The organism is Actinomadura sp. DC4 (assembly GCF_030406325.1).
Lineage (GTDB): Bacteria > Actinomycetota > Actinomycetes > Streptosporangiales > Streptosporangiaceae > Actinoallomurus.
On record NZ_JAUEQY010000052.1, the window covers coordinates 1 to 23,402 of the forward strand.

At 73.7% G+C, this 23,402-nt stretch carries 20 protein-coding genes and 2 pseudogenes; 19 read left to right on the top strand and 3 right to left on the bottom strand.

All coding sequences use genetic code 11. From position 1 onward, the window contains the following. Positions 1–198: 198 nt before the first annotated feature. Positions 199–1,662 (bottom strand): MFS transporter, encoded by a 1,464-nt coding sequence (locus tag QWU11_RS45030; RefSeq protein ID WP_290120751.1) that lies wholly within the window; start codon positions 1,660–1,662, stop codon positions 199–201. Positions 1,663–1,758: 96 nt separating this feature from the next. After that, positions 1,759–3,654, bottom strand: a complete 1,896-nt coding sequence (locus QWU11_RS45035) for a hypothetical protein (RefSeq protein ID WP_290120752.1) — start codon at positions 3,652–3,654, stop codon at positions 1,759–1,761. 126 nt (positions 3,655–3,780) lie between these two features. Between QWU11_RS45035 and QWU11_RS45040 the strand changes: the two genes are divergently transcribed. The 19 genes and pseudogenes from QWU11_RS45040 to QWU11_RS45130 all read left to right on the top strand — a co-directional run bounded on the left by QWU11_RS45040 (position 3,781) and on the right by QWU11_RS45130 (position 23,070). Beyond that, positions 3,781–4,758 carry an NAD-dependent epimerase/dehydratase family protein gene (locus tag QWU11_RS45040; RefSeq protein ID WP_290120753.1) on the top strand — a complete coding sequence of 326 codons (978 nt, stop codon included), beginning with the start codon at positions 3,781–3,783 and terminating at the stop codon, positions 4,756–4,758. Then, entirely contained in the window at positions 4,755–5,957 is a 1,203-nt protein-coding gene (locus tag QWU11_RS45045) for a glycosyltransferase (protein WP_290120754.1), read from the top strand. Before QWU11_RS45040 ends, QWU11_RS45045 begins: the two co-directional genes overlap by 4 nt. A gap of 205 nt (positions 5,958–6,162) precedes the next feature. Continuing rightward, positions 6,163–6,699 carry a hypothetical protein gene (locus QWU11_RS45050; RefSeq protein WP_290120755.1) on the top strand — a complete coding sequence of 179 codons (537 nt, stop codon included), beginning with the start codon at positions 6,163–6,165 and terminating at the stop codon, positions 6,697–6,699. After that, positions 6,696–7,040 (top strand): hypothetical protein, encoded by a 345-nt coding sequence (locus QWU11_RS45055; protein WP_290120756.1) that lies wholly within the window; start codon positions 6,696–6,698, stop codon positions 7,038–7,040. The genes QWU11_RS45050 and QWU11_RS45055 overlap by 4 nt, the downstream gene beginning before the upstream one ends. After that, a complete protein-coding gene (locus QWU11_RS45060) occupies positions 7,037–8,137 on the top strand; it encodes a glycosyltransferase family 4 protein (RefSeq protein ID WP_290120757.1) in 1,101 nt (366 codons plus the stop codon). The genes QWU11_RS45055 and QWU11_RS45060 overlap by 4 nt, the downstream gene beginning before the upstream one ends. Positions 8,138–8,156: 19 nt before the next feature. Beyond that, the gene (locus QWU11_RS45065; protein WP_290120758.1) at positions 8,157–9,011 is read left to right on the top strand and encodes a hypothetical protein; all 855 of its coding nucleotides are present in this window, start codon (positions 8,157–8,159) and stop codon (positions 9,009–9,011) included. Further along, the gene (locus QWU11_RS45070; RefSeq protein ID WP_290120759.1) at positions 9,008–10,291 is read left to right on the top strand and encodes an acetyl-CoA hydrolase/transferase C-terminal domain-containing protein; all 1,284 of its coding nucleotides are present in this window, start codon (positions 9,008–9,010) and stop codon (positions 10,289–10,291) included. The genes QWU11_RS45065 and QWU11_RS45070 overlap by 4 nt, the downstream gene beginning before the upstream one ends. A gap of 15 nt (positions 10,292–10,306) precedes the next feature. After that, positions 10,307–10,837 (top strand): annotated as a pseudogene (locus tag QWU11_RS47585) (pyridoxal-phosphate dependent enzyme); the annotation flags it as partial. A 73-nt stretch (positions 10,838–10,910) separates the two neighbouring features. Then, a pseudogene (locus tag QWU11_RS45080) lies at positions 10,911–11,300 on the top strand (hypothetical protein); the annotation flags it as partial. A 716-nt stretch (positions 11,301–12,016) separates the two neighbouring features. Continuing rightward, positions 12,017–13,249 carry a threonine synthase gene (locus QWU11_RS45085; protein ID WP_290120761.1) on the top strand — a complete coding sequence of 411 codons (1,233 nt, stop codon included), beginning with the start codon at positions 12,017–12,019 and terminating at the stop codon, positions 13,247–13,249. A 5-nt stretch (positions 13,250–13,254) separates the two neighbouring features. Further along, a complete protein-coding gene (locus QWU11_RS45090; RefSeq protein ID WP_290120762.1) occupies positions 13,255–14,778 on the top strand; it encodes an ABC transporter substrate-binding protein in 1,524 nt (507 codons plus the stop codon). Next, a complete protein-coding gene (locus tag QWU11_RS45095) occupies positions 14,775–15,749 on the top strand; it encodes an ABC transporter permease (protein WP_290120763.1) in 975 nt (324 codons plus the stop codon). The genes QWU11_RS45090 and QWU11_RS45095 overlap by 4 nt, the downstream gene beginning before the upstream one ends. Then, entirely contained in the window at positions 15,746–16,591 is an 846-nt protein-coding gene (locus QWU11_RS45100) for an ABC transporter permease (protein WP_290120764.1), read from the top strand. The genes QWU11_RS45095 and QWU11_RS45100 overlap by 4 nt, the downstream gene beginning before the upstream one ends. Beyond that, on the top strand, positions 16,588–17,367 hold the full coding sequence (locus tag QWU11_RS45105; RefSeq protein ID WP_290120765.1) for an SDR family oxidoreductase: 780 nt from the start codon (positions 16,588–16,590) through the stop codon (positions 17,365–17,367). Before QWU11_RS45100 ends, QWU11_RS45105 begins: the two co-directional genes overlap by 4 nt. After that, the gene (locus QWU11_RS45110; protein ID WP_290120766.1) at positions 17,364–18,209 is read left to right on the top strand and encodes a polysaccharide deacetylase family protein; all 846 of its coding nucleotides are present in this window, start codon (positions 17,364–17,366) and stop codon (positions 18,207–18,209) included. Before QWU11_RS45105 ends, QWU11_RS45110 begins: the two co-directional genes overlap by 4 nt. Beyond that, positions 18,202–19,158 (top strand): ABC transporter ATP-binding protein, encoded by a 957-nt coding sequence (locus QWU11_RS45115; protein ID WP_290120767.1) that lies wholly within the window; start codon positions 18,202–18,204, stop codon positions 19,156–19,158. The genes QWU11_RS45110 and QWU11_RS45115 overlap by 8 nt, the downstream gene beginning before the upstream one ends. Next, positions 19,155–20,123: an oligopeptide/dipeptide ABC transporter ATP-binding protein gene (locus QWU11_RS45120; protein WP_290120768.1), complete on the top strand. Its 969-nt coding sequence runs from the start codon at positions 19,155–19,157 to the stop codon at positions 20,121–20,123. Before QWU11_RS45115 ends, QWU11_RS45120 begins: the two co-directional genes overlap by 4 nt. Continuing rightward, entirely contained in the window at positions 20,120–22,309 is a 2,190-nt protein-coding gene (locus QWU11_RS45125) for a penicillin acylase family protein (RefSeq protein WP_290120769.1), read from the top strand. Before QWU11_RS45120 ends, QWU11_RS45125 begins: the two co-directional genes overlap by 4 nt. After that, on the top strand, positions 22,306–23,070 hold the full coding sequence (locus tag QWU11_RS45130) for a GntR family transcriptional regulator (protein ID WP_290120770.1): 765 nt from the start codon (positions 22,306–22,308) through the stop codon (positions 23,068–23,070). Before QWU11_RS45125 ends, QWU11_RS45130 begins: the two co-directional genes overlap by 4 nt. Here the strand turns inward: QWU11_RS45130 and QWU11_RS45135 are convergent. Then, positions 22,966–23,274, bottom strand: a complete 309-nt coding sequence (locus QWU11_RS45135; RefSeq protein ID WP_290120771.1) for an STAS domain-containing protein — start codon at positions 23,272–23,274, stop codon at positions 22,966–22,968. The genes QWU11_RS45130 and QWU11_RS45135 overlap by 105 nt on opposite strands. Between the last annotated feature and the right edge of the window lie 128 nt (positions 23,275–23,402).

Genomic DNA, 23,402 nt, shown 5'->3' on the forward strand with positions numbered 1-23,402 from the left:
ACGTCGCCCAACAACTCAACGCCCGACCACGCAAAACGCTCGGCTGGCAAACCCCAGCCGAGCGCCTGCGTGATCTACTGACAGCCACATAGGCCATCAGGTGTTGCGAGGACCCCGAGAATTCGCCGCGGTGACGGGCCCGTTCTCATCTCCGGAACGTACGGCGGCGGCCACCGGGGAACCGGTGGCTGCCGTTGCTCATCGTCCCGCTCCGACCGGTTCCTTCTCGGCCGACAGCGGGGCGGCGATGTCCTCCAGCGAACGCTGGGCCGCCTCCACGCCGAGGAAGATCTCCACGACGCCGGCGGCGATCATCAGTCCCGCCCCGAGCAGGTAGCCATCGCCGACCGCCGACGTGTGGCCGGTGTCCACGAGCCTGCCGAACAGCGCCGGGCCGATGATCCCGCCCAGCGCGGTGCCCACGGCGTAGAAGGCCGCGATGGCCATCGCGCGGGTCTCCATCGGGAAGATCTCCGAGACGGTCAGGTACGCCGAGCTCGCGCCCGCCGAGGCGAAGAAGAAGACCACGACCCAGCAGGCGGTGAGGGTCCCCGCCGACAGGTGGCCGCCGCGGAACAGCAGCGCGGTGCCGATCAGCAGCACCCCCGACACGATGTACGTCCCGGAGATCATCACCTTGCGGCCCAGCCGGTCGAACAGGCGGCTGAGCAGGAACGCGCCGAAGAAGTTGCCGAGCCCGATCGGGACGAGGTACCAGCCGGCGTGGTCGTCGGGCACCTTGTAGAACTTCGACAGGACCAGCGCGTACGTGAAGAACACCGCGTTGTACAGGAACGCCTGGCCGACGAAGAGCGACAGGCCGAGGACCGTGCGCTTGGGGTAGCGGCGGACGGCCGTACGGGCGATCTCCCCGAAGCCGACGGTGTGCCGCCGGCGGATCGTGATCTTGTCCTCGACCGGTTCGAGCGCCTGCCCGGTCTCCTCGGCGACGTCACGCTCGATCCCGGCGACCACGTCGTTCGCCTCGCCGTCGCGGCCGTGGATGAACAGCCACCGCGGGCTCTCGGGGACCATCCGGCGTACGAACAGGATGCCGACGCCGAGCACCGCGCCGAGGCCGAACAGCAGCCGCCAGCCCACGTCCTTGGGCAGCAGTGAGGCGTTCAGCACCGGCACCGACAGCAGCGCGGCGAACGTCGTGCCCAGCCAGAACGACCCGTTCACGACGACGTCGACGGTGCCGCGCAACCGGGCGGGGATCAGCTCGTCGATGGCGGAGTTGACCGCCGCGTACTCGCCGCCGATCCCGGCGCCGGTGACGATCCGGCAGGCGAAGAACCAGATCGGGGAGAAGGAGAACGCGGTCGCCACGGTCGCGAGCAGGTAGACCGCGAGGGTGATCACGAAGAGCCTCTTGCGCCCGTACCGGTCGGTCAGATGGCCGAAGACCAGGGCTCCCAGGCACGCGCCCGCGACGTACAGGGCCGCGCCCAGGCCGACCTGGGAGTCGGTGAGGCCGAGCCCGCCGGCCTTGTCGGTCAGCCGGGGGCCGATGACGCCGACGACGTTCACCTCGAGGCCGTCGAGGATCCAGACGGTGCCGAGACCGATCAGGATCATCCAGTGCCAGCGCGCCCAGGGAAGGCGGTCCAGGCGCGCCGGGACATCCGTCTCGATCGTGCCCATCGCATCCGTACTCATCGCGTCTCCCTCGTCATCGATCGGAACGGCGACGATCTGCTGACGAGAAATACCCGCCCATCTGGGAACAAACGTTCAGCCGGCGGCAGGCGGCTCTCAGCCGGGGCGGTCCGGCTCCGCGTCATCCGGCTCGTCCGGCGCGCGGTCGCGGGCCGGTTCCTCGACGGTCGGCGACGGCCCGGCGAGAGGGGGCGCGCCGGCGGCGGGCGGCCCGTGGCCCGGCGGCGGCGGGCCGTACGGGCCGGGCCCGGGCGGCGGCCCGTAGCCGTACGGGGCCGGATGTCCCGGCGGTCCGAACCCGGTCGGCCCCGGCCACTGCGGCCGGCCCGCGGGCACGAGCGCCTCGCCCGGCGCGTCGCCGGGCTCCCCCAGGGGACCGGTCGTGATCACCAGCCGGTCGAGGTAGAGGACCTGCAGCGCGGCCAGGGCGAGGAACAACACGACGACCAGGACGAGCGGGGTCGCGATGCCGGTCGCCACGTTGCCGAAGTACTGGCCCAGCTGCTCGAAGAGCAGGACCGGCGCGGTCCTGGAACCGGGGCCGCCGCCCACCAGCAGCGGCCACAGGATCCCGTGCGCGCCGAACAGCACGGTCACCCCGCCCATGAGGGCGGCCAGGGGAAGGGCGGGCACCGCGACCGACCGGACGAACGCCGGCGCGCCCCGTGCCTGCTCGGCCCGCCACCGCGCCGCCCGCGTACGGCAGAAGAGCGTGAGGACCAGCAGGGACGGCACGCTGAGCAGGATCGGCGGGACGAGCCCGATGAAATGGTTCACCAGCTTGAGACGCCGGGCGTTGTCCCAGTCGACGACGCTCAGCGGGCCGACGCCGACGAAGAGCCAGGGCGCGAAGAACAGCAGCAGCCACTCGCTGCTCCGGCCGAGCGGGCGCAGCCCGCCGATGCCGAGCGCGGCCAGGTAGGCCGTGCCGACGGAGACGATCGCGCCCAGCAGCGGAGGTATCCAGGTGTTGGCGTAGAGCCGGCCCGCGGACGGCCGGAGCGGGGAACCGGACCGTCCGGAGAAGACCGCCGACAGCCACGGCCACGAGAGCACGACCGTGATACCGAGCACGACGGCGACGGCGAACACCGCGACCAGCAGCCGCGCCCCGGAGTCCGGCGGGCGCTCGGACGGCGATCGGGTCCCGGCGGTCTCCAGGTCGACGCGCAGTCCCGTCCGTACGGCGATGACCGTGGCCGCCACGCCGAGCACGGCGAGGATCAGGCCGATGACCGTGGCCACCGCCGCCCCGCTGCCGGAGTCGAAGTAGAAGTACGCCGACCGGTACTCCAGCATCGCGAGCGTGGGCTGCCTGCCGGCGACCAGCACCAGGTCGAAGGAGAGCGCCTGGACCGCCACCGCGAAGCCGGCCAGGACGGTGATCGCGCCGACCGTGATCATGGCCGGGGAGATCGGGCGGCCACGGCCACGGCCGCGCATGACGGGCAGGAAGACGAGGGTCGACAGCCCGCACAGGAACCCGAACATCCCCGCCGCGATGATGAGCGGGAGCGTGGGGGAGGCGGTCCCGGCGTCGCGGAGCGACCCGAACGCCGTCGCGAGCCCGCCGTCGGCCTGGGCCGAGAACCAGCCGGCGGCGACCGCGACGGGGGAGAACACGACGATGGGCAGCGACAGGAGCACGCGTCCGACGCGGCGCGCCGGGGTGCCCGCCCGGTCGAGAGCGGCGGCGAGCGCCGGTCCGACCAGGAGCATGACCAGCAGCGGGACGATGGCGAACGACAGGGAGAAGAGCAGGGCCTTCCAGAAGGCGCCCTCGCCGAGCAGGTGGGTGAAGTTGTCCGCCCCGACGAAGCGATTCTGCCGGCGCAGCACGCCGCCGCCGACCTGGACGCTTCGCAGCAGCGTCTGGCCCGTGGGTACCACCAGGGTGACCAGCGCGGTCAGGGCGGCCGGGACGATAAGGAGCAGGCCCGGCCCGCGCCGGGGGCGCACGGCTCCGGGGTACACCGGGGGATGAGGGGTCATGTCCGCTCCGCGGGTGCCGTTTCGAGGCCGATCCGATGATCGTCCAACCCGACCGTAGCGCCCGCAATCCCCGCTGACCGGACTTATGGGGCGGTGGATATCAGATGATCGGCTAAGGTGCGCTCCGTGCGGGTGGTGGTGACGGGGGCGGCCGGTTTCGTCGGCGGCCATGTGGCCGAGGCGGCGGCGAACGCCGGACACGAGGTCCTCGCGGTGGACGCGCTGGAGCGCTCCGCCTCTCCCGGCGCGGCACGGGACAACTGGGCCGCGCTCGCCGCGCGTCCCGGTATCGAGCGGGCGGAGGCCGACCTGGTCACCGCCGACCTCGCCATGGTCGCCGATGCCGACGTGGTCCTGCACCTCGCCGGCCGCCCCGGCGTCCGCAGCTCCTGGGGCGCGGGCCGGGCCGAGGCCCGGCGCGACAACGTGACCGCGACGCGGCGGCTCCTGGCCGCCTGCGAGGACGCGCCCGGGGGACGGCCGCGGGTCGTCGTCGCGTCCAGTTCCTCCGTGTACGGCTCGGCCGGCGGGCGGCCGCACACCGAGCGCGACCCGCTCCGGCCCGCCAGCCCGTACGCGGTCAGCAAGGCCGAGATGGAGCGGGTGACGGCCGAGGCGGCCGGGCGCGGGCTGCCCGCCGTCGTGCTGCGCTTCTTCTCCGTGTACGGCCCCCGTCAGCGGCCCGACATGGCCTTCCACCGCTTCATCGAGGCCGGGCTGCGCGGGCTTCCGCTGCCGGTGCTCGGCGACGGCCGCCAGTCACGCGCCTTCACGCACGTCGAGGACATCGTGGCCGCCACCCTCGCCGCCGCGGCCACCGACCTGCCGCCCGGCACGGTGCTCAACGTCGGCCACCCCGAGCACGTCCCGATCGGCGACGCGATCGGCGTGCTGGCCGGGCTGATCGGCGTACGGCCGCGGGTGCGCCACCACGACGCGGTGCCCGGCGACGCGGCGCGCACCTGGGCGGACAGCGGCGAGGCCGCCCGCCTGCTCGGCTGGTCGGCCCGGATCGGCCTGGCAGAGGGTCTCGCGAGCCAGGTCGCCTGGCACCGGACCCGGCAGCCGGCCGGGCCGCTGCCACGAGCGGAGCAGCCGGCATGAGCGAGGACGACGCGCGGCGGCGGCCGGTGCGGGCGGCGTACTTCGCCTTCGACCGCTTCCCCTCCACCAAGGGCTCGGCGGTGCACATCGGCCACATGGCGGCCGAGCTGTTCGCCTGCGCGGGCGGTGGGCTGCTCGGCGTGCTCGGCGGCGGTGACCTGCCGCGCTACCAGTGGGAGGCCGCCTCCGGCGTCGAGATCGCGCGGTTCGCCGAGGAGATCCCGAACCTCATCGACCGCGCCGAGGCCTACTCCGCCTGGGTCGCCGCGCACCTGGCCCCGCACCTCGCGACCCTGCGGATCTGCCACGTCCGCGACCCGTGGAGCGCGCTGCCCGTAGTGACCGCCGAGGGCGGCGACTACGCCGTCGTGTACGAGGTCAACGGCCTTCCCTCCATCGAGATGGCGCACACCTGGCCGCTCGCGGCCCCGGCCACGCTCGCCAAGATCGCCGAGCTGGAGGACCTCTGCCTCGAACGGGCGGACGCCGTGGTCGTGCCCTCCGGCGTGATCGCCGAGGCCCTCGGCCGCCGGGGCGTGCCGGCCGCCAAGATCGAGATCGTGCCGAACGGCGCCGACGTGGCACCGGAACCCCCGCCCCGCCCGGCCGGCGCGCCCGGGCGCTACATCGCCTACGTCGGGGCGCTGCAGCCCTGGCAGGGCCTTGACGTGCTGCTCCGCGCGTTCGCGCGGCTGGCCGACCTGGACCTCGCACTCGTCATCTGCTCGTCGGTGCCGGAACGCCGTGCCCGGCCGTTGCGCCGTCTCGCCGAGCGCCTCGGCGTGGCCGACCGGCTCATGTGGAACTTCACGCTCCCGCACGCCGAGGTCGCCGCGTGGCTGGCCGGCGCGGAGGTCTCGGTGGCGCCGCTGACCGGCTGCGCGCGCAACGTCGACCAGGGCTGCGCGCCGCTGAAGATCCTGGAGTCGATGGCCGCGGGCACGCCGGTCGTCGCCTCCGGGCTGCCCGCCGTACGGGAGCTGATGGCCGACGGCGTGCACGGCCGGCTCGTCGCCGCGGACCGCCCGGCCGAGCTCGCCCGCGCGATCCGCGTGTTGCTGGAGTACCCGGATTCCGCGCGGGAGATGGGGGAGCGCGGGCGCCGGCGCGTGGCGGAGGAGTTCTCCTGGGCCACGACTCGGGCGAAAATGGCCACAATTTATCGCTCTATAGACTCCGATTTTCGGATATCCCATTGATAGTGTCCGCCGTATGTTCTGGCGGAAGACCCGTGCGGCGATCGGCCGGTTCCACCCTGCGCACCAGCAGCTCACGATGGAACGAACGGTCTCGATGTCGTCCCCGAAGAGTGAGTGGGGCGCCGTTCTGGCGAGCCTTTCTCAGCACGAGACAACGGTGCGGCGGCCTAAATGGCGGCTTCCCTCGCGGGCGAACACCGTCCTCGTGCCACTCATTCATGTGCTGTCGGAGGACACCAAGCGGAACGCCCCGATCGGCATCAGCGCCGACTTCCGCGGGGCGGACGCCCCCGGCAAGGAGGGGCCCAAGCGGGACCTCCCCATCAAGACCCGCTACATCCGGAAGGTCACCGAGTGGTTCACCTTCGACCCCTGGCTCCAGGTACGCGCGGAGCTGAGGGACGGCAGCGTGCTGGAGATCCGGGTCACCGACCGGACCCGCCACCGGAAGATCCACAAGGTCAACGCCCGGAACAAGCACAAGTGGAAGACCAGGAAGAAGGCCGTACAGCGCATCGACGCCCGCCGTACGCTGCCCGGCGGCATGGTCCCGCAGCGGCCGGCCACCCCGCCGCCCGGCTGGATCCGCGTGCGCATCAAGGACGGTAAGCGGATCACGCTCAACGCGACCGCCAAACTCGGCCAGGTGCCCGAGGAGCAGGACCAGCTCCAGACGATCCTGTTCGTGCTCACCGAGTTGTTCCGCTGGACCCGGCCGGCGACCCCGAGGAGAACCGCGTGAACCCCTGCGGAGCGACCACGGGATTCTTCGTCCTCGGCCGCTGCGGCCGGCAGTCGGTGACGGTCTGCCGGTGCGGCCGGGCGCTGTGCGCCGAGCACGTCGACCCGCAGGGCCTGTGCCCGGAGTGCTCAGGCGCCCAGGGCTACGGAGATCCGTACCGGCCCGGCTGGGCGCGCGCCTTCCGGCGCTCCTACTGGCGGCGCAGCTCGGACTACTACCACGACTCCGACCAGTACTACTCATACGACACCTACGACCGTGGCGGGTTCGACCCGGGCGACGGCTTCGACATCGGCGGCGACGTGGGTGACTCGGGCGACGGCGGCTGGACCGACAGTTGACGCGGGTCCTGTGGTTCACCGAGCACTACCCGCCCAGCCGGGGTGGCATGGCCGAGTCGTGTGACCGCATCGTCCGCGGCCTGCGCGCGGCGGGTGTGACCGTCGACGTCGCGCACCTGACGCGGCGGGACCGCCCGTGGCGTACGGAGGGGGAGTACGGCGGCCGGCTGCTGACCGCGCCGCTCGGCGACAACGCCGAGCACGCGCTGCGCCGCCTCTGGACCGTGCTCGCCGGGGAGACCTACACCCACGTCGTCGCGTTCGGCGGCACGTACGCGCTGCTCGGCGCGCCCGTGCTGGCCGCCTGGCTCGGCGCGCCGCTGGTCACGTGCCTGCGCGGCAACGACTTCGACACCGGGGTGTTCTCGCTGCGGCGGCGCGAGGCGCTGCTGTCGGCCCTGCGCGCCTCCGCGCGCGTGTGCGTCGTCGCCCGGTCCCACGGCCCTCTCGTGTCCGCGCTCGTGCCGGAGGCCGAGGTCCGCTGGGTGACGAACAGCATCGACGTGGCGAACTGGGAGATCCTGCCGTCCGAGCGGGCGAGCGGGCGAGCGTGGCGGGCCTCGGCCGTCGAGCCGGGGCGGCGCGTGATCGGCCTCGTCGGGCAGCTGAAGAACAAGAAGGGCGTCGGGTTCCTGCTGGACGGGCTGTTCGCCTCGGGCCGGCGCGACGCGTTCCACCTGCTGCTGGTCGGCGAGCTGGAGGACGGCGTCGGCGAACGGCTCGATGGGGTGGCGTGCTCGCGGATGCCGTTCCTCGAACGCTATGACCTGCCGCGCATCTACGCGTCCTGCGACCTCGTGGCCCTTCCGTCGTTCTACGACGGCCTGCCGAACGTCGCGCTGGAGGCCGCGGCCCTGGGCGTGCCCCTGCTCGCCTCGGACGCGGGCGGCCTCGCCGACCTGGCCGACGACGAGATCGGCTTCACCTTCCGCGCCGGCGACCCGCACGGCTGCCGGGAGGCGGTCGACCGCGCGGCGCGGGCGACGGACGAGCAGCTCGCCAAGCTCGGCGCCGCCGCCGGCGAGCGTGTGCGCCGCGATTTCACCCCCGCCGCCGAGACCGCCGGCTACCTCGCCGTACTCCAGGAGACCGGATGAGACGGCGGCCCGCCCGCCGATGATCGTCTGCTACGCCAACGGCGGCGGCCTGGGCCACCTGACCCGCATCCGCGCGTACCTGCACACCGTGGCGCCGGGCCGGCCGGCGACGATCCTGACCGGTTCCCCGTTCGCCGCCGACCCGCGCGTCACCGGCGGCCACCCGGTCCGGTCGGCGCCGGGCGGGCTCGGCCGCGACGGCCTGACCCGATGGCTCGCCGCGGCCCTCGCCGAGCTGAACCCCGCCGAGCTGGTCGTGGACGCCTTCCCGGCCGGTCTGTCCGGCGAGCTGACCGCGCGCGTCATCCCGGCCGGCACGCGGATCGTGCACCTGGCCCGCCTGCTGCGCTGGGACGCCTACCGGCCGCTGCTGCCGCCCGAACCGCCCGTCTTCTCCGAGACCTGGCTGGTGGAACCCGTGACCGCCGGGCACTCGGCGTACCTCCGGGCGGTCTCGGGCACGGCCGGCCCGCTGGAGCTGGCCGAACCGCCCTCTGAGAGCCTGGCCGTGGACGGCTGGCTGATCGTGCACTCCGGCCCCGAGGCGGAGATCGCCGAACTGGTGGAGTACGCGCGGGAGACGGCCGCGCTGGAGGGCGTACGGCCCCGGCTCACGCTGGTGGCGCCGTCCCGTCCGGAGGGGCTGCCGCCGGGTGTCGAACACCGCGACGTCTACCCCGCCTGGCCGCTGTTCGCCTCCGCCGAGCGGATCATCACCGCGGCCGGCTGCAATGTCGTCCGCCAGCTCGCCCGGTGGCCGGACCGGCACCGCATGATGCCGTTCCCGCGTCGCTTCGACGATCAGTTCACCCGCGCCGCCCGCGTACGCGACCCCGCCTCGACGGGGAACGATGAGATGGAGGAGGTGCCGTGACCGGGATCGACCCCGACCGGCCGGGGCGGGCGGCCGACGTGCTGGATCTCGTCCCCGCCGGGGCGGACCTGATCGTCCCGGTGCACCACGGCGAGCCGCACACCGTGATGGACGCCCTGGAGGCCGGCGCCGGCCGGCTCAGCGGCGTACGGGTGCACCAGATGGACCCCGTACGGGAGCGGGCCTACATCCGGGGTGAGTTCCCCGGCCGGCTCGAACACGTCGGCTACTTCCTCGGCCCCGGCTCGCGCCGCGCGTACTGGAACGGGACCTGCGACCTCGTGCCCGCGCACTTCAGCGAGGTCCCGCGGCTGCTGCGCGAGACGACCGGCCTCGACCTGGTGCTCGCGTCGGCCAGTCCGCCCGACCGGCACGGCTACTTCAGCCTCGGCACCAACGCCGACTACGTGGCCTCGTTCATCGGAAACGTGCCGTTCTTCCTGGAGGCCAACGCCCAGATGCCGCGCACCTCGGGGCAGAACCGGCTGCACGTCAGCCAGGTCACCGGGTGGTGCGAGGCCGACTACCCGCTGGACGAGACGGTCGCGCGCCCACCGGACGAACGGGACGAGCGGATAGCCGCGTTCGTCGCCGAACGCGTACCGGACGGAGCCTGCCTGCAGGTCGGCGTGGGCCGGATCCCGAACGCCCTGCTCGGCGCGCTGCGCGACCACCGCGACCTCGGCGTGCACACCGAGGCGATGTCGGACGGCCTCATGGACCTGGTCGTACGCGGCGCGCTCACCGGCGCGCGCAAGCACCAGCGGCCGAACGAGCACGTCGCGACGTTCTGCGTGGGCACCCGCCGGTTCTTCGACTGGCTCGATGACAACAGCGCGGTGTCGCTGCTGCCCGTCGAGTGGGTCAACAACCCCCGCGTCATCGCCCGCGAGCCGCGGATGGTCTCCATCAACGCGACCAGCGAGGTCGACCTCATGGGGCAGGCGGCGAGCGAGACCATCGCGGGCCGCTACTGGTCCGGCTCCGGAGGCCAGACCGACTTCGCCCGCGGCGCGATGTACTCACCCGGCGGCATGGCGTTCCTGGTGACCCACGCGACCACCCACGACGGGGTCAGCCGGATCACGCTCCAGCTGACCCCGGGCAGCCCGGTCACCACGCTCAAGAACACCGTCGACCACGTGGTGACCGAGTACGGCGTCGCCGAACTGCGGGGGCAGAGCCTGGCCCGCCGGGCCGAGGCGCTGATCGCGATCGCCCACCCGGACCACCGCGACCGCCTGCGGCACGACGCGCGCGAGGCCGGCCTGCTGCGCTGAGGCAGACTGGGCGGCATGGCGAACCTCGACGTTGCCGCACGCCTGGCCGCCCGCCCGCGCGTACGGCTGGCCACCCTGCCGACGCCCCTTCATCCGGCCCGCCGGTTCTCCGCCTCGATCGGCGCCGACGTGTGGCTCAAGCGCGACGACCTGACCGGGGTCGCGCTGGGCGGCAACAAGATCCGGAAACTGGAGTTCCTGCTGGGCGAGGCCCGGGATTTCGGTGCGGACTGCCTGGTGACGGTGGGTGCGGCCCAGTCGAACCACGCTCGTACGGTGGCGGCCGGTGCCGCGATGAGCGGCCTGGCGTGCCATCTGGTGCTCGGCGGCGCCCGCCCGCCCGCGCCGACCGGCAACGTCCTGCTGGACTCGCTGCTGGGCGCGGAGCTGCACTTCACGGGGGTGGACGCCTGGGAGGAGCTGGAGGCGGCGGCCGAGGAACTGCGCGCCACGCTGGTGAAGCGGGGCCACCGTCCGTACGTGATGCCGGTGGGCGGCTCGACCGCGACGGGCGCCCTCGGTTTCGTCGCGGCGTACGTGGAACTGCTCGAACAGCTGTCGTCGGCGGGGGTGTCCCCGGGGGCCATCGTGCACGCGTCGGCGTCCGGGGGGAACCCAGGCGGGCCTGCACGCGGCCCAGCAGCTGCTGTTCCCGGACGGCGGCGGCCCCGCCGTGGCCGGCGTGGTGGTCTCGGACACCCCGCCGAGGGTCGCGGGACTCGCCGGCGAGGTGGCGGAGCTGCTCGGAGGGTCGGTGGCCGCACCGCCGCTGTTCGTGGAGGGCTTCCGCGGCGCGGCGTACGGCGTCTCCACGGAAGGCGGAGAGGCGGCCCTGAAGTCCCTGCTCCGCACCGAGGGCGTGCTGACCGACCCGGTCTACACCGCGAAGGCCCTGCACGCGGTGGTCGAACGCGGCGCCGAACTCGCCGGCGGCGGCCCGCTGGTCTTCTGGCACACCGGCGGCGTCCCGTCGGTCTTCTCGGGCGAACACGAACTGGTGAGCTGGTAGCCGTCACCCGTGAGCCCAGACCTGTGTCCGGAGGTGCACGCCTGGGCGAGTGAGCTGCCGACGCTGTTCGCCGCCACGGGCCTGTCGATCAACCGGTTCGTACACCTGTACCCGCACATCGACAAGGGCACGGTCTCCCGCTATCTGAACGGCCGGCGCGTGCCCCGCGACCGGTGGTTCCTGGACACGGCTCCTGAACGTCCAGGCCGACGTCGGGAGAGCGGCCGCACACCCGGCCGTACGCGAGCTCGAAGGACAACTCGCCGAGTGCGTCCGGCAGATCCACGAACGCACCGCCGGCCTCCGGCGCCTCCGCGGCGCCTGGCACGACGACCGCGCCGAACGCGACCGGCTCGCGGTGGAGACCGCCGACCTCGACGAGCACCTGCTCCGGGCTCGCGCCCGCGCCGCCGAGGCCGAGCGCCGCCGTGGCGGGGTGTCCTCTGGACAACGCCATCGGCGTCGGCAAGCTGCTGGATCGGCTGCGGCTTGTGGGAACCGCTTCTCAGGTGGAGAGGTTCCTGGCCCGCGATCCAGCCGCGTACATGAGGTCGCCGTGCTCACCGCACGCACCGGTTTCCAGGCCGCCGTGACCGTTTCCTGGGCCCGACGGTCGTTCTGTCCGTGGTGTCCAGATCGTGGACGGGGCGTTGACGGGCCGGGATTTTGGATCCAAAATTGCGGCTTCGATGTGGCAACCGTCGCGAGGAGAAGTTGTGGCACCCTCGTCCGCCTACTCGTTTCTCAGTCATCTGGAGTGCTCTCGCACCGGCGAGCGGTACGACGCCGACGTCCTCCAAGGGGTCTCCGCCGAAGGCGCGCCCCTGCTCGCCCGCTACGACCTCGACCGCGTACGCGAGACCGTCACCCGTGAGGACATCGCCGCTCGCGCGCCCACCCTCTGGCGTTACCACGAGGTCCTCCCCGTCCGGGGCGAGGACCACGTCGTCACCCTCGGCGAAGGCATGACGCCCCTCCTCCCGATGCCCGCCTACGGCCGCCGCGCCGGCATCGAGCGGCTCCTCATGAAGGACGAGGGCCTCGTCCCCACCGGCACCTTCAAGGCCCGCGGCGCCGCGGTCGGCGTCTCGCGCGCCGCCGAGCTAGGGGTCAAGGGCGTCGCCATGCCGACCAACGGCAACGCCGGGGCCGCCTGGGCGCTCTACGCCGCGCGCGCCGGGATGGAGTCGCTCATCGCGATGCCCGAGGACGCTCCACGGATCACCATGGCCGAGTGCCAGGTCGCGGGCGCCGAGCTCTACCGGGTCGACGGGCTCATCGGCGACGCCGGCAAGCTCGTGAACGCCGCGACCAGGGAACGCGCCGGCTACCAGGAGGTCTCCACCCTCAAGGAGCCGTACCGGCTCGAGGGCAAGAAGACCATGGGTTATGAGATCGCCGAGCAGCTCGGCTGGCGCATGCCCGACGTCATCCTCTACCCGACCGGCGGCGGCGTCGGCATCATCGGCATTCACAAGGCCCTGCGGGAGATGCTCGAGCTCGGCTGGGTCGACGGCGAGCTGCCCCGCCTCGTCGCGGTGCAGGCGACCGGCTGCGCGCCGATCGTGGAGGCGTTCGAGAACGGGGCGCGGGAGAGCACGCCGTTCCCCGGCGCGCGTACGGTCGCGTTCGGGATCACCGTGCCCAAGGCGCTCGGCGACTTCCTGGTCCTGGACGCGGTGTACGCGACCGGCGGCACCGCCATCGCCGTCACCGACGAGGACCTCCTGAAGGCCCAGGCCGAGCTCGCCGCGCTGGAGGGCGCCTTCATCTGCCCCGAGGGCGCCGCCTGCTTCGCCGCGCTCGGGCCGCTGCGCGAGTCCGGGCACATCACGGCGGGCGACGAGGTCGTCGTCCTCAACACCGGCACGGGCGTGAAGTACCCCGAGACCGTACGCGTCGACGCGCCGCTGCTCGCCAAGGACGGTCAGATTCCGGGACGGGGGTGAGAGAATTGGATCTGATCCGCCGTACCGTCTTCTCCGCCCTGACCGCGGCCGCCTGCCTGAGCGGCGCGGCGTGCGGCATCCGCCCGGCCACCGCCGACCGCGACGCCGGCACGCTCGTCATCGACACCGCGAACTACCCCTCCACGCTCGACCCGGGCAAGCAGTACGACGCCGACACCTACGCGGTGTACCGCAACATCTTCGACCAGCTCCTGCGCCGGGACCCGCGTACGCAGGCGCTCAAGCCGTGGATCGCCACCTCGTGGAGGCAGACGGACGCCACGACCTGGCGGTTCGCCATCCGCCCCGGCGTGAGGTTCAGCGACGGCAGCCCGCTCACCGCGAGCGACGCGGCCTTCAGCATCAACCGGATCCTGGACAAGAAGTTCGCCAGCCAGCAGTTCGCCAACTTCTCGATGATCAGCAAGGCCACCACGGACGGCGCCGACCTCGTCGTGCACACCGCGCAGCCGGCGCCGACGCTGCTGACCTACCTGACCACGCTGTCCGTGGTGCCGGAGCGCTACGTGCGCAAGGTCGGCGACGAGAAGTTCGCCGCCCACCCGATCGGCTCGGGCCCGTACGTGTTCGGCGAGGCCACCGCCGGCTCGCAGGTGGCGCTGAAGGCCAACCCGCTGTGGTGGGGTCCGCGGACGAGCATACGGGCCGCGGTGTTCCGCGCGGTGCCGAACGTGGCCGGCCGCGTGGTCGACCTGCAGTCCCGCAAGGCCGACCTGGCCACCACGCTCACCCCGGACGCCGCCGACCAGATCGAACGCGACCCCCGGCTCGCCGTCCTGTCCACGCCCACCGAGCGGGTCGCCTACCTCGCCTTCAACACGATCAAGGGCGGACCGGCCACCGACCCCCGCGTACGCCGCGCCATCGCCGCCGCGATCGACTACGGTGCGCTGATCAAGAACCTCCAGCGCGGCTACGCCAGGCCGGTCAACTCCCTGCTCACCCCGCTGGCCTTCGGCTACGACAAGGCGCTGCCGGACGACCGGTACGACCCCGCCACCGCCCGGCGGCTGATCGCCGAGGCGGGCGCCCGGGGCAGGACGGTCGTGATGGACACCTCCCCGTCCTTCAACCCGCAGATCGTCCAGGCGATCCAGGCCGACCTGGCCGCCGTCGGCCTCAAGGTGGACATCCGCAGCACCGACCAGCCGACGTACCTCAAGAAGGTGCAGGACCCCGGGCACAACTGGGGCTCGCTGCGGTTCGGCCGCTGGTCCTGCTCGTGCCTGGACGCCGACGGGGTGATCTACCCGCTCTTCCACACCGGCGGGATCTGGAGCTCTTACAGCGACGCCGGCTTCGACCGGCTCGTCGAGCAGGCCCGGCGGGTGATCGACCCGAAGCGGCGGACCACTCTCTATGACCAGGCGTTCCAGACGCTGGCCCGCGACCTGCCCGGGCTCGGCCTGTTCCAGGACTACGCCATCTACGGCGCGAACTCCCGGGTCCGCTGGACCCCGGACGCGCAGGAGAGCTTCTACCTCGACACGATGAAGGTGCGCCGATGACCGCCGTGCTCCCACGGAGGCGCCTCGCCGCCCTCCCCGCGACGCCGCGTTACCTCGCCGGACGGATCGGGCAGGCGCTGCTCGCGCTGTTCGGCGTGGTCACGATCGTGTTCTTCGCGCTGCGCCTGTCCGGCGACCCGGCGCGGCTGCTCGTGCCCGAGGGCGCGACCGCCGCCGACATCGCGCGGGTACGCGCCCGGCTCGGCCTGGACGACTCCCTCTGGCACCAGTACACGACCTTCCTCGGGCACGCCGTCCGTGGCGACCTGGGCTACTCCTACGTCCAGAACCGCCCGGCCACCGACCTGCTCGCCGAACGCCTCCCGTACACCGCGAACCTCGCGGTCGCCGCGCTGGTCCTGTCGCTGCTCTTCGGCGTCACGGTCGGCGCGATCACCGCGCTCCGGCGCGGCCGGTGGCAGGAACGCGTGCTGATGCCGATCGTGCTCGCCGGGCAGGCGATGCCGGCGTTCTGGACCGGCCTGCTGCTCGTCCTGCTGTTCTCGGTCGGCCTGCGCTGGCTGCCCTCCACCGGGTACGACGGCCCGCTGTCGCTGCTGCTGCCCAGCGTCACGCTCGCCTCGCTGTCGGCCGCCGCGATCGCCCGGGTGACCCGGGGCGCGATGCTGGAGCAGCTCGGCCAGGACTACGTGCGCACCGCGCGGGCCAAGGGCGCCGGGACCTGGCGGCTCGTCACCCGGCACCTCGCGCGCAACACCGCGATCCCGGTGCTCACCGTCGCCGCGCTGGAGCTGGCCAACCTCCTCGGCGGCGCGGTGGTCACCGAGGTGATCTTCGCCTGGCCGGGGCTCGGCCAGCTCACCGTGCAGTCGGTGGCCGCGCGCGACTTCCCCGTCGTACAGGCGATCGTCCTGCTCGCCTCGGCCGTGTACGTCGTGGTCAACCTCGCGACCGACCTGCTGTACGGCGTCATCGACCCGCGCGTGTCCAGCGGAGGAGACCCCGCATGAAACGCCTCACCGTTCCCCTCGTGGTGGTCGGCCTCTACCTCGCGGTGGCGCTCCTCGCGCCGCTGCTCGCGCCGCATGATCCGAACGCCGTCTCCCTCGCCCAGCGGCTGCTGCCGCCCCAGGCGCACCACCTCATGGGCACCGACGCGCTCGGCCGCGACGTGCTGTCCCGCACGATGTACGGCACCCGGGTGTCGCTGCTCGTCGCCGCGGCGGCGGTCGTGGCGGCCGGCGTCGCCGGCGTGGCCCTCGGGATGATCGCGGGCTGGCGTGGCGGCTGGCTCGGCGCGGTCATCATGCGGGTCGTCGACAGCGTGCTGTCGGTGCCGTTCTTCCTGCTGGCCATCCTGGCCGTCGCGGTGCTCGGGCCCAGCCTGGTCAACGTCGTGCTCTGCCTGGCGCTGGTGCGCTGGCCGAGGTACGCGCGGGTGGCCTACTCCACGACGCTGCAGACCCGCGGCCGCGGTTTCGTCCGCGCCGCGACGGCGACGGGCGCGCCGGGGCGGTGGATCGTGGTGCGCCACGTCCTTCCCGAGGTGCTGCCGGTGGCGATCGTGGTGGGCACGCTGGAGTTCGGGTTGATGGTGGTCTACGAGGCGTCGCTGTCCTTCCTGGGGCTGGGAATTCAGCCGCCGACCGCGTCCTGGGGCTCGATCCTGTCCGACGGCCAGCAGTACATCGCCACCGCCTGGTGGCTGGCCACCTTCCCCGGCCTGGCCCTGTTCGTGCTGGTCCTGGCAGTGAACCTGCTCGGCGACGGTGCGCGCGACCGCCTCGACCCGGCCAAGCGCGCCGCCGTGACACGCCGCCGCCGGGTACGGACCGTGGAGGTGACGGCATGAGCGTCGACTACGGAGGGGAGTTCGCGGGCCGGCGGGTGCTCATCACCGGTGCGGCCGGGCTGATCGGGCGCTGGACCGCCGAGGCGTTCCACGCCCAAGGCGCCGAGCTGCTGCTGTCCGACGGCCGCGCCGAACCCCTCGCCGAGGTCGCGGCGAGCCTCGGCGCGCACGCCGCCGTCGCGGACCTGAGCACCGGGGACGGCGTGGCGGGCCTGCTCGCCGCCCTGGACGAGCGCTGGCCGACCGCCGACATCCTGGTCAACAACGCCGGGATCTACCCCCGTACGCCGCTGGCGGCCACGGACCGCGCCACCGTCGAGCGGATTCTCGACGTGAACGTGATCGCGCCGTACCAGCTCGCCCAGCACGTGATCGCCACGATGACCCGTACGGGCGTGCGCGGCTGCGTGGTCAACATCGGCTCCGGCGCGGCCAGGCGCACGACACGCACCGGCGGCGTCTACGCGGCGAGCAAGGCCGCCCTGGAGACGCTCACCCGGTCGCTCGCCCTGGAGGCGGGCGAGGCGGGCATCCGCGTCAACACCGTCGGGCCGGGTTTCGCTCCGGGCAGCGAGGTCAGCGAGCTGGACGCCGGGCACGTCGCCAAGATGCGCGCGGCGATCCCGCTCGGCCGTACCTCCGGCCCGGGCGACGCGCCCGCCGCCATCCTGTGGCTGTGCTCCGGCGCGGCCTCCTTCGTCACCGGCACCACGCTCGACGTCGACGGTGGCCGCACCGCCGGCGACTTCGCCTCGACCGACGGGAGCGCGAGATGACCTACCCCTGGCCGGGCGGCACGCGAGCCGCCGTGTGCCTCACGATCGACTTCGACGGTGAGTCGCCGTACCTCTGGCGCAGCAGGGAGACGCGCGGGCCGGCCGTCGGCGAGCTCGAACAGCGCAGGTACGGCCCACGGCGCGGCATCGAGAACCTCCTGGCCATGACGGACGGACTCGGCCTGCGGACCACGGTGTTCGTCCCGGGCTGGATCGCCGAGGAGTACCCCGCGCAGGTCGCCGCGGCCCACGAGCGCGGGCACGAGCTGGCGCTGCACGGCTGGTGCCACGAGCCGCCGACCGGCCTGACCGGCGACGAACTGCACGACACCCTCGACCGGGCGGCCCGTACGCTCGCCGGCGTCAGCGGCGCACGCCCGGTCGGCTACCGCTCGCCGAGCTGGGACATGACCGCGGGCGTCTTCCCGGTCCTGCGGTCGCTCGGCATCGGCTACGACAGCTCGCTGATGGGCGACGACCGGCCCTACGAGGTCGACGGCGTCGTGGAGATCCCGGTCGACTGGTCCACCGACGACGCGCCGTACTACCGCTACGTCGGCGGCGACCCGCGCCCGCCGACGCCGACCGGCCCGATCCTCGACGCCTGGACGCGGGAGATCGCCGCCGCCAAGGCGCACGGCACGCTCTGCATGCTCACCGTCCACCCCTGGCTGTCCGGCCGCCCCGCCCGCGTCGCGGTCCTCGAGGAGCTCCTCGCGCCGGTCGTGGCCGACCCCGAGCTGTGCACCCCGACCGTACGGGAGCTGGCCGAGCACCACCGGGCCCAGGCCGGCGGCCGCACGGTCTCCCTCGACGCGCTGGGCAGGCCGGCCCATGACTGAGTTCCTGCGCATCAGCGACCTGTGGGTCGACTTCGGCGAGGGGCGCGAGGCCGTACGCGGCGTCGACCTGACCGCCGACCGCGGCGAGACGGTCGCGCTCGTGGGGGAGTCCGGCTGCGGCAAGAGCCTCACCGCGCTCGCGCTGCTCGGCCTGCTGCCCGGCGGCGCGAACGCCACCGGCACGGCGACGCTGGACGGCACCGAGCTGATCGGCCTGGACGAGCGCGCGCTGCGGCGCGTCCGCGGCTCCCGCGCCGCGATGATCTTCCAGGACCCGATGAGCTCGCTCAACCCGACCACGCGGGTCGGCGCGCAGATCGCCGAGGTGCTCGCGATCCACACGCGGACGCGCCGCTCCGCGCGCCTCCGCCGGGCGGTCGAGCTGATGGAGTCGGTGGGCATCCCCGACGCGGAGGCACGTGCCGGGCAGATGCCGCACCAGCTGTCCGGCGGCATGCGGCAGCGGGTGATGATCTCGATGGCGCTGGCCGGGCGGCCGGACCTGCTGATCGCCGACGAGCCGACGACCGCGCTCGACGTGACGGTGCAGGCGCAGGTGCTCGCGCTGCTGCGCGAGCGCTCCCGCGACACGGTGCTGCTGTTCATCACGCACGACATGGGCGTCGTGGCCGAGATCGCCGACCGCGTGGCGGTGATGTACGCGGGCAAGGTCGTCGAGACCGGTCCCGTCGCCGCCGTGCTCGACGCGCCACGGCATCCGTACACGGCCGCGCTGCTGCGGTCGGTGCCCGACCCCGACCGCCCGGCCGCCGGCGAGCTGCCGACCATCCCCGGCCAGGTGCCCGCGGTCGGCGAGCATGTCGAGGGCTGCCCGTTCCGGCCGCGGTGCGACCGCGCGACGGACGCGTGCCGGACCATGCCGGAGCTGACCCCCGCCGGCGCCGGTTCCGTCGCCTGCCACCATCCCGTCACGGAGGGAGCCTCATGACCGAAGACCTCGTCGTGGCCGAAGGGCTGGTCAAGCGCTATCCCGTACGCGGGCGGGGCCTGCTGCCCGCCGTGGACGGCGTCGGGCTGCGCATCGAGCGGGGCACGACGCTCGCCCTCGTGGGGGAGTCCGGCTGCGGCAAGTCCACCACCGGACGCCTGCTGCTCGCGCTCGAACGCCCCGACGAGGGCACCGTCAGCGTGGCGGGCCGGAAGGTGCACGAGCTGGGCCGGCGCGAGCTGCGGGCGCTGCGCCGCACGATGCAGCCGGTCTTCCAGGACCCGTACGACTCGCTCAACGGCCGGATGACCGTCGAGCGGATCGTCGCCGAGCCGCTGCGGGTGCACCACGCCGACGGCGACCGGGCCGCCCGCGTGCGCGAGCTGCTGGAGACGGTGACGCTCACCCCGGACCTGGCGGGCCGGTACCCGCACGAGCTGTCCGGCGGGCAGCGCCAGCGGGTGGCGATCGCGCGGGCCATCGCGCTGGACCCGGCCTTCGTGGTCTGCGACGAGCCGGTGTCCGCGCTGGACGTGTCGGTGCAGGCGCAGGTGGTCAACCTGCTGCGGCGGCTGCAGGACGAGCGCGGGATCACGTACCTGTTCATCAGCCACGACCTGGCCCTGGTCCGCCACCTGGCCCGGCGGGTCGCGGTCATGTACCTCGGCCGGATCGTCGAGGAGGGCGCGGCCGGCGAGCTCTTCGCCGACCCGCGTCACCCGTACACGCGGCTGCTGCTCGCCGCCGCCCCGCGCCCGCGCGTTCGCGAGCGGCCCGCGGCGGTCACCGCGGCCGGTGAACCGCCGAGCGTCCTGGGCGGGCGTACGGGCTGCGCGTTCGCCCCGCGCTGCCCGCTGGCCACCGACCGGTGCCGCGCGGAGGACCCGGTGCTGCGGACGCTGCCCGGCACGGACCGGAAGGCCGCCTGTCACTACGCCGAGGCGGCAGGGGCGGGCGCCGCGTGAGGCTGCCGCCGGGACTGTCGATCACGCGGGACGAGTACGGCGTCCCGTCCGTCGACGCGGACACCGAGACGCTCGCCTGGTTCGGGCTCGGCTGGGCGGCGGCCGAGGACCGGCTGTGGCAGCTGGAGTACGACCGGCGGCGCGCGGGGGGCCGGTGGGCCGAGGTGGCCGGGGCCGTGGCGCTGCCGGCCGACCGGCTGGCCCGGCGGCTCCGGCTGGCCGACGCCGCCGAGCGCGACCTGGCCGCGATGGACCCGGACACGGCCGGGACCTTCGAGAGCTACGCGGACGGGGTGAACGCCCAGGTCCGCTCGGCCGGGCCGCCGCCGGAGCACGAGGCGGCCGAAATCGGCTGGCAGGAGTGGACGCCGCTGGACTCGGTGCTCGCGTTCAAGATCCGGCATGTCCTGATGGGGGTCTGGCAGTACAAGATCGCCCGCGCGGTGCTGCGGGCACGGTTCGGCGACGACGCGGCGGACGCGCTCGACCCGCGCCCGCTGCCGGGGATGCGGGTGACGGTGCCGCCGCTGGGCCGGGTCCCGGACACGGCGCTGCTCGCACAGGCGCGCGCGGACGTCGCGGAGGCCGCCGGGCACCTCGGCTTCCTGGCCGAGGCCGAGGGCGGCTCCAACGCGTGGGTGCTCGGCCCGGGCCGTACGGCGACGGGGCGGCCGCTGCTGGTCAACGACTCCCACCGCGCGCTCGACGCGCCCAACACCTACTGGCAGGCGCACCTGCGCTGCCCGGAGTTCGCCGTCTCGGGGGCCACGTTCCCCGGCGTGCCCGGCTTCCCGCATTTCGGGCACAACGGGCGGGTGGGCTGGGCGATCACCAACGCGGCCGGCGACGCGCAGGATCTCTACGTCGAGCACTTCCGCGGCGGAGGCACGGAGGTGCGGACGGCCGGCGGCTGGTCGCCGGTCGCCCCGCGCGCCGAGCGTATCGCCGTACGAGACGGGCCGGAGCACGTCGAGCTCTGCTGGGCCACGCCGAACGGCCCGGTCGTGCACGGCGACCCGGCCGGCGGGGAGGCCCTCGCGCTGCGCTGGACCGCGACGGACCGCCCGTGCGCGCAGTTCGGCGTGCTCCGCCGCATGCTGGCCGCCCGCGACGTCCGGGCCCTGCTCGACGGCCAGGACGGCTGGGTCGACCCGCTGAACAACCTGGTCGCCGCCGACGTCGAGGGGCACATCGGCTACGTGCTGCGCGGCGAGTTGCCCGCGCGCGAGAGCCTGGCGGCGGCCCAGGTGCCGGTGCCCGGCTGGGAGCGCCGCCACGCCTGGCGCGGGCGGGTGCCGTTCACGGCGATGCCACGCGTGGAGGACCCGGCCGAGGGTGTCATCGTGACCGCGAACAACACGGTGACCGCGGCCGAGTATCCGTTCGTCTCGTATTCGATGAACGACTGCTACCGGGCGGAGCGGATCCACGAGCTCGCGGCCTCCGCCGGCGCGGCCGGGTTCGCGGACATGGTCGCCTGGCAGGGCGACACGGTGTCGGTGGCGGCCCGCCGGTGGGGTTCGCTGCTCGCGGGCCGTGGCCCGTACACCGGTGCAGCCGAGCGGGCCCGTACGGCGCTCGCCGCGGGTGGCGGTGACCTGACGGCCGAGAGTACGGTCGGCCACGTGCATGCCTGCTTCCGCCGGGCGGTGGCGCGGCGTGTGCTCGACGCCTCGGTCGGCCCCGAGACACGATCGTGGCTGCTGGACTGCGGGCTGCCCGGCGTGCCGGTGCTGCTGCGGCGCTGGTTCGCGGCACTCACCTGGCCCCGCGACGACGGCGCGTGGCCGGCCGCCGCGCTCGGCGACGACCTGCTGGCCTCGGCGCTGGAGGCGGCCTGGCACGAGGCCGGGTCCCGCCCGTGGGGCGAGGTGCACCGTACGGCCGCGCGCCACCCGCTGCACCCGGTGGCCGGTCCGGTGTTCGACCCGCCGCCGGCCGGCATCGGCGGGGACAACGAGACGATCCAGAACGGGGCCTACGGCTGGCGCGAGGGCACGCCCTTCGCCATCACGAACCTGTCGGTGTACCGGCAGGTGCTGGACCTGTCCGACCTGAACGCGTCGGGCTGGGTGATCCCGGGCGGCGCCTCCGGGCGGCCCGGCGACCCGCACGGCTCCGACCAGCTCGACGCCTGGCGGCGGCACCGGCTGGTCCCGATGCGGCCGGCGTGGGGGAGCCCGTGACCGAGGAGCTGAACAGCCTCGTACGCTCCGCGTACTCGGCGGTCCGCGAGGCCGTTCTGGAGCGGCGGCTGCTGCCCGGCGAACGGGTGACCGTACGGCCCTTCGCCGAGCGGCTCGGCATCTCGCCGACCCCGGTCAAGGCCGCGCTCGCCATCCTCGAACGCGAGGGCTTCCTCGTCGCGCGCAAGCACGCGGGGTACTTCGTCGCCGCGTTAACGGCCGCAGACATGCGCGACATCTACGAGCTGCGCTCCGCGATCGACGCGCTCGCCGCCCGCGACGTCGCGCGGACCCGGCACCCTGAGCTGCTGGCCCGGCTGGGCGAGCTGCTGGAGGGCCAGCGGGCGGCGCTGGCGGCCGGCGACGTGGAGACGTACGGGGACCTGGACCGGGAGTTCCACGCGCTCATCTGGCACGGCTCGGCCAACCGCCGCCTCACCGCGATCGCCGACCTGCTGAGCGCCCAGCTGCGCCTGGGCCACAACCTGACCACGGCCGTACCCGGCCGCCCGCAGGCGGGCCTGGAGGAGCACGGCGAGATCATGGACGCGCTGCTGTCCGGCGACACGTCGGCCGCCGAACACGCGACCCGCCGCCACGTGGCCCAGGTCATCCGCGCCCTGGAGAAGGTCCTGCCCGAGCAGGGAGGCCGACCGTCAGCGGGTGGCGGCCTCGGTGGTGAGGTAGAGCGCGAAGCGCAGGTCCAGGTGGGTGACGGCCAGCAGCCGGGCCACGCGCATGCTCGGGGCGGCCAGCCGTAGCCGCCTGACGCGCTGGTCGGCCCACACCAGAGCGGACAGGCCGCAGATGTCGATGAACGTCACGGCGCTCAGGTCGACCACCAGGTCACCGGGGACGGAGCCCGCGGAGTCCACGAGGCGGACGCGCAGGGCCGGCGCCGTCGAGATGTCGAGCTCGCCGGCCACCACGACGATCCGGTAACCGTTCGATGACCGATCGGTCATCCGTAAGCCGGACGGATCCATGGCGCCCCCGAATCGGCCGTGGTCTGCCAGGCAGGTGTGCAGGCTTCAGCCAACCGGGCCGGCGCCGCCGGGGAAACAGGCACATGAGGAAGAAGCCATCACCAGGA